Raw genomic sequence first — 2,384 nt, 5'->3', positions numbered from 1 at the left:
TACTTCCTAATTCCTTTTTAGTGGGGGAGTGTGAACAGTTACATCTATTCTTTTTTGGTCTAAATAAAGTTATTAATTCATCTTGATAAGCTTTGAGCCAGTCCCCCATTGCCAGGAAACCTCTGTTACCTGCCACAATCGCCAAAGTAAACAATGCTAGACACAGTGCTTTTTCATGGCGTTGTCCTGCGGTTCTTCTGGGGTCTGGTAAGTCTGTGAATACTTCTAGAATTGCTATTTCTGACATTTTTCTTGCTTATAGATGCCTAGATATCTCTACCATTTTATCCTCTCTTTTAGAATGAAATAGCCCTGGGAAGAAAGGCAGCAGGAAAGAAGGCAAAGTCAGGGATTTTCTTTGTAGGTAATGGCACAACTTTTAACCGCTTCACTCAACGCTTATAGTATAATTATGGTCAGAAATATAGAAATTAAAAGCTGCATGGTGTGTTTATTCTGGAACAACCACTCATTAGTTGGTGTGACTTGGATTATAAGATAATACACATAGTTTCAGTCAGCATTTATGGTTAAGAAAGCAACTTGCTAACAAATATAACTAAAATGTCTTGCCCAATCTTGCTTTTAAATGAAGATTAAAAAAAAACGAAATGTCCTACGCCAATCACTGACGGTTTTCCGCTACAGTGGACGGGCTGTAAGCTTAGTATGGACTACTAGTCGCTCTCTGACTATTCTTCTGGCTAGTTTAACTTTAGTAACAGGTCTTTTACCAGCGGCTATATCCTACATTGGTAAATTAATTGTTGATGCAGTAGTATTTGCCTCTATTGCTAATTCCAACAGTCATGGTTTTGTCAATCATTCTGGAGCTTTATGGTATGTAGGATTAGAAGCGATCGCCATAATTTTACTAGCAGGCAGCCAACGGGGAATCACCATTTGTCAATCCTTACTGCGGGTGCTACTGGGGCAGCGGGTGAACGTACTCATCTTAGAAAAAGCGTTGACACTGGATCTGCGGCAGTTTGAAGACTCAGAATTCTATGATAAATTGACCAATGCCCGCAGAGAAGCATCCGTCCGCCCCCTTTCCCTAGTCACCCGCACCTTTGGCTTAGTACAAAATGCCCTTTCCCTGCTCACCTATGGTGTTTTACTAGTAAATTTCTCAGTTTGGGCAGTAGTAATGCTGATTGTGGCAGCTATGCCCGTATTTATTGCCGAAACGAAGTTTGCGGGGGAAGCCTTTCGCTTATTTAGTTGGCGCGCGCCAGAAACTCGTCAACAGCATTACATAGAAAATCTCTTAGCCAGAGAAGATTTTGCCACAGAAATCAAACTCTACCGGCTGGGAGAGATGCTGCTAGGACGTTACCACAACCTTTTTGCTCAACTCTACGGCCAAGACCGCGATTTAACTCTACGGCGAGGACTATGGGGGTATCTCCTAAGTTTACTCAGTACTGCTGCTTTTTACATAGCTTATGCTTGGATTGTCCTGGAAACAGTTGTAGGTAGGATTTCCTTGGGAGATATGACAATGTATCTCACCGTATTTCGCCAAGGACAGTCTACTTTTGCCAATGCCCTCACTTCTATTGGCGGGATGTATGAGGACAACCTATATTTATCGAATCTCTACGATTTCCTGGAAGAAGAAGTACCAACGTCTTCGGGTAATGCTACCACTGGTTTTCATCCCCAAGATGGTATCCGTTTTGAGAATGTATCATTTACTTATCCAGGAAGTTCCCAGCCAGCATTGAGAAACATTTCCCTGCATTTACGACCTGGAGAGAAACTGGCAATTGTGGGTGAAAACGGTTCCGGTAAGACTACCTTAATCAAACTACTGACCCGACTCTACACCCCTGATTCTGGGCGGATTTTATTAGATGGCTTAGACTTGCAAGAATGGGATGTGGATGTGCTACGTCGTCGTATTGGTGTGATTTTTCAGAACTTTGTCCGGTATCAGTTCACTGTGGGTGAGAATATTGGTGTGGGCGATATAGAACATCTAGACAACAAAACCCGCTGGCAAACTGCCGCCCAAAAAGGTATGGCTAAACCTTTTATTGACCAATTACCTGAAAGCTTCCAGACACAGCTAGGTCGTTGGTTTAAGGAAGGACAGGAACTTTCTGGAGGACAGTGGCAGAAAATTGCCCTGTCTCGTGCTTTTATGCGCTCGCAAGCTGATATTTTGGTGTTGGATGAACCAACATCGGCAATAGATGCCCAAGCTGAGTTTGAGATTTTTAATCATTTTCGGGCTATTACTCAACATCAGATGGTACTTTTGATTTCCCACCGTTTTTCAACGGTACGAATGGCTGACAAAATCGCGGTTATAGAAGATGGCTGTGACTTGAAGCATAAAGTGAGCCAAAAGCTTATTTTATGCTTCACAAAGCCGA

Annotated in this window: 2 protein-coding genes; one reads left to right on the top strand and one right to left on the bottom strand. The window is 42.6% G+C overall.

Annotated elements, in window-relative coordinates:
* Positions 1 to 247 (bottom strand): transposase family protein (locus FJR05_RS20360; protein ID WP_168645808.1); only part of this gene is annotated, 247 nt, incomplete at its 3' end.
* Between the two features lie 342 nt (positions 248 to 589).
* On the opposite strand from FJR05_RS20360, the gene FJR05_RS20355 reads away from it, so the two are divergent.
* The coding region (locus FJR05_RS20355) for an ABC transporter ATP-binding protein (protein WP_174783800.1) at positions 590 to 2,384 on the top strand (1,795 nt) is incomplete at its 3' end.

This window comes from Dolichospermum sp. UHCC 0259 (assembly GCF_009711935.1).
In the GTDB taxonomy this organism is placed as follows: Bacteria; Cyanobacteriota; Cyanobacteriia; order Cyanobacteriales; family Nostocaceae; genus Dolichospermum.
The sequence above is the reverse complement of the archived record's forward strand: the minus strand, read 5'-3'. Positions and strand labels throughout refer to the sequence as shown.